Source organism: Cupriavidus sp. CPT47-8839-RL05A, assembly GCF_058792255.1.
This window is the reverse complement of sequence record NZ_JBYTEG010000022.1, coordinates 125,402-129,586: the sequence shown is the minus strand read 5'-3', so window position 1 is coordinate 129,586 and position 4,185 is coordinate 125,402. Positions and strand designations below refer to the sequence as shown.

Here is a 4,185-nt window from a genome sequence, read left to right as displayed (position 1 = left end):
TGGCTAACACTTCCCCTTGCCGGGTGTGTAGGGGACTTCCACCCCCAAGTAGGTGCGCCCTGCCGGGCGCACCAAAAAAAATGCCAGCCATCCCGGATGGCCGGCACCAAGCTCACAGCAGTTGGAGACTGAGACCCCGCCGCGCGTCGCCGCCGCCGGACAACGCGCTCGGGGCAAGCCTCAATCTGCCTGACCTCGACAACATCGCCTTCGTCCACCCGGACTCGTCCGTTCGGGGTATGCGAACCGCAGTCACACGGCTCTAGTGTGTCCCTTCCCAATGACTTTCATGAAGGAGGGGCCGATGGCCAAAGCAGAGAATCTCGTGACGTCGATCCAGGTGGAGATCGACGCGCCGGTAGCGCTGGTGTGGGAAGTGCTGACCGACTTTGCGCGCTACGCGGAATGGAATGCGTTCTGCCCTGGGCTGGAGACCACCGGCCGGCTCGGCGACATGGTGTACATGCAGGTGCGCATCCCCGGCACTGACCAGGTCATCCCGGTCAACGAGTACCTGGTGGCGTGGGAGCCGGAACGCCTGCTCTCGTGGGAGCAGCGCCCCACCGACGAGAACAAGGATGCCGCCCGGCGCGACCAGTACCTGGAAGCCATCGGGCCCGGGCGCACCCGCTACTTCACCACTGACCTGTTCCTTGGACTGAATGCGGAGACCATCATGCGCGAGCACGGTGCCTGGGTGAAGCAGGGGTTCGACCAGGTGGCACGCGACGTCAAGGCGCGCGCGGAAGCGCTGAATGCGCAACGGCAGGCTGGCCTGCGCTGAGCGGTCATTGCCTGTACGCGCGGGCGGGAGCGCCGCTACTCCCGCATCCTCTCCGCCATGAATGCCCGCAGCATCTCCATTGCGGGCGTCTCGGTCCGTCCCTGCAAGGTGATCAGCGCGAACTGCGCGCTGGTGTGCAAGGGCGGCGTCAATGCCAGCTCCACCAGTTCCCCGCTTGCCATGGGCTCGCGCGCGGCGGCGATGATGCCGAGGAACACCGCATCGGTGATGCGGGCGGCTTCCACCAGGCTGGAGATCTCCTCGCAGCGCAGCGTGACCATCTGGTCGGGATGCGCGCGTGGCCCGAAGTGGGCGATCAGGATGCGCGCCACCTCGTCCGACAGGGGGCTGGAAGCGATCGGATAGGCCAGCAGATCGTCGAAGCTCACGCGGCGCAGCTTGCACAACGGATGGCCGCTGCGGCACATGAAGCCGGCGCGCAGGTCCGGCAGCCGCTCCACGCGCAGGTCGGGGCCCGGCACTAGCGAGCGCAGATCGATGACCACGCCGTCAAGCGCGCGGGCGCGTAGCTGCTGAAGCTGCAGATTGGTCGCGCCGCGCGAAATGGTCAGCCTGACCCTGGGATGGTGCCTGGCCATATGCACCAGCAACGGCGTCATCAGCATGGCGCCCGGCCCGGATCCCAGGCCGATGCGCAGCGTGCCCGCCTGGCCGGCCTGCAACGCCAGCGCGCTCTGCCTGAGCTCGCCAGCCTCGAAGGCGATGCGCCGTGCCCTTTCCAGCGCCAGCTGCCCGAACGGCGTCAGTTCGTTGCGCTTGCCGATGCGGTCTACCAGTGGCATGCCCAGCTCCGCTTCCAGGGCCTGGATGCTGCGGCTGAGTGCCGGCTGCGTCAGATGCAGCCGCGCGGCGGCCTGGCTGAACGAGCCGGTCTCCGCCAACGCGATCAGGTGCTTGAGCTGAATCAGGTTCATCGCCGTCCTCGCATGCAATCTTGTAATGATAATGAGAAAAATGATGCATTGGACATCAGGTTGCCACCTTCCTAACATGGCTGCCAGCCGTGCGTCCCGCCGGGGCAACAAGACAGACGCGGCATCCATGATCAGGAGACGACGATGACCCTCACACAATGCCTGCGCCGCCCGCTGACGAGGCTGACTGGCGGCCTGCTTGCCGCCGTGCTGGCCAGCCCGATCTGCGCCGGCGCGGCCGGCGCGACCGCAGCCGCGGGGGCGACCGGGGCGTCCTATCCCGCCAAGCCGATCGCACTGATGGTGCCCTATCCCGCCGGCGGCGCCTCCGACGCCATCGCCCGCGTGCTGAGCCAGCCCGTCGGCAAGCAGCTCGGCCAGACCGTGCTGGTGGAGAACCTGGGCGGCGTCAGCGGCGCCATCGGCGCGCAGAAGGTGCTGTCGGCGCCGGGCGACGGCTACTACCTGTTCCAGGGCTCTCCCAACGAAGTGATCCTGTCTCCGCTGGCCAATGCCGCGGTCAAGCTGCAGGCGGAGGACTTCCAGCTGGTGCAGCCGATTTCCACCGCGGTGCTGGCACTGATCGCACGCAAGGACCTGGAAGCCAACTCCGCGGACGAACTGATCGCCCTGGCGCGCAGCCGCAAGGACAAGCCGCTGTCTTACGGCAGCGTGGGAGTGGGCTCGCTGTACCACATCCTGGTCGAGCACATGCAGCAGCTCACCGGCACCAGGATGACCCACGTCCCTTACAAGGGCGCGGCGCCGCTGGTACAGGACCTCGGCGGCGGCCAGCTCGACTTCGCCATCGTGCCGTTCAACGCCGCGCTCGGCGCGATGGCCCAGCAGGGACGGCTGAAACTGCTCGCCACCGCGGGCGCCACCCGGGCGCCGCTGTTGCCCAATGTGCCCACCATCGGCGAAGGCAAGCTGCTGAAGAACTTCGCCTTCACGATCTGGACCGGCTTCATGGTGAAGAAGGGAACCCCGCCCGAGGTGGTGCAGCGCCTGAACCTGGCGCTCGGCAATGTCCTCAAGGATCCCGGCGTGCGCGCCGGGCTGGAAGCCCAGATGCAGACCGTGGCCACGCCGATGACGCTGCAGGAGGCGGCCCGCTTCTACGAAGGCGAGACGGCGCGCTACCGCGGCCTGGCCAAGGCCATCGGGCTGCAGCCGCAATGACGCAACGCCAATGCCATCGCATATAGAGAGGAGAGAAATCCCATGCACGCCATCCTGGAATCGCTGCGCTCCCGCGCGGACAAGTTCGTTGCGCTGCGCCGCGACATTCACCAGCATCCGGAACTTGGCTTCCAGGAGCACCGCACCAGCGACGCTGTGGCCGAGCGCCTCGCCCAATGGGGCTACGACGTGGAGCGCGGGCTGGGCGGCACCGGCGTGGTGGGCAGGCTGCGGCGCGGCAGCGGCACGCGCCGGCTCGGCCTGCGCGCCGACATGGACGCCCTGCCGATCGGCGAGGCGACCGGCCTGCCCTACTCCAGCAGCCATGCCGGCGTCATGCATGCCTGCGGGCACGATGGGCACACCGCCATGCTGCTTTGCGCCGCGGAATACCTGGCGCAGGAAGCGCAGTTCTCCGGCACGCTAAACCTGATTTTCCAGCCGGCCGAGGAAGGCATGGGCGGCGCCGTGCGCATGATCCAGGACGGGCTGTTCGAGAAGTATCCCTGCGACGCCGTCTTCGCCATGCACAATATGCCTGGCATCACGCAGGGACGGCTGGTGCTGCGCGACGGTCCCACCATGGCTTCGTCGGACTACGCCACCGTCACGGTCAGAGGCGTGGGCGGCCACGGCGCGCTGCCGCACCGGGCAGCCGATCCGCTGGTGGCCGCCGCCGGCATCGTGCTGGCCCTGCAGACCGTGGTCTCGCGCAACGTCGACCCGCTGCAGATGGCGGTGGTAACGGTCGGCGCCATGCATGCCGGCAAGGCCAACAACGTGATCCCGCAGGAAGCCACGCTGGAAATCAGCGTGCGGGCGCTCGACCGCGACGTGCGTGCCACCCTGGAGCGGCGCATCAAGGCCCTGGTGCAGGCCCAGGCGGAAAGCTACGGCGTGCGCGCCGAGATCGATTACCGGCAAGGCTATGCGGTGCTCGTCAACACTCCGGAAGAGACGGAATTCGCGCGCCAGACGGCGCTCGCCTTGCTTGGGCCGGACAAGGTCGTGCCGCAAGGCCCGGCGCTGCCCGGCAGCGAGGACTTCGCCTTCATGCTGGAGCGCTGCCCCGGCAGCTATCTGCTGATCGGCAACGGCGATGGAGACAGCGCAGGCGCCTGCATGGTGCACAACCCCGGCTACGACTTCAACGACGACAACGTCGCCATCGGCGCGGCCTATTGGGCGCTGCTGACGCAACGCTTCCTGATCGACTGAGGTTGCAGATCGCTATTTCGGCGATTAGGGACTGGCCCGGGGGGGGGGGGGGGGGGGGAGGGGGGG

General features: G+C 67.8%; 4 protein-coding genes. 3 read left to right on the top strand and 1 reads right to left on the bottom strand.

Annotated features, from left to right (window positions below; translation table 11 throughout):
* The first annotated feature begins 304 nt into the window (after positions 1–304).
* Complete coding sequence (locus tag AC3WVS_RS24785) at positions 305–784, top strand: SRPBCC domain-containing protein (RefSeq protein WP_492320726.1); 480 nt, start codon at positions 305–307, stop codon at positions 782–784.
* Positions 785–819: 35 nt separating this feature from the next.
* Here the strand turns inward: AC3WVS_RS24785 and AC3WVS_RS24780 are convergent, their stop codons facing one another.
* The gene (locus tag AC3WVS_RS24780) at positions 820–1,719 is read right to left on the bottom strand and encodes a LysR family transcriptional regulator (RefSeq protein WP_436224008.1); all 900 of its coding nucleotides are present in this window, start codon (positions 1,717–1,719) and stop codon (positions 820–822) included.
* Between the two features lie 144 nt (positions 1,720–1,863).
* On the opposite strand from AC3WVS_RS24780, the gene AC3WVS_RS24775 reads away from it, so the two are divergent.
* Positions 1,864–2,901 carry a tripartite tricarboxylate transporter substrate binding protein gene (locus AC3WVS_RS24775; RefSeq protein ID WP_492320725.1) on the top strand — a complete coding sequence of 346 codons (1,038 nt, stop codon included), beginning with the start codon at positions 1,864–1,866 and terminating at the stop codon, positions 2,899–2,901.
* A 42-nt stretch (positions 2,902–2,943) separates the two neighbouring features.
* Entirely contained in the window at positions 2,944–4,119 is a 1,176-nt protein-coding gene (locus AC3WVS_RS24770) for a M20 aminoacylase family protein (RefSeq protein WP_058697811.1), read from the top strand.
* The last annotated feature ends 66 nt before the right edge of the window (positions 4,120–4,185 follow it).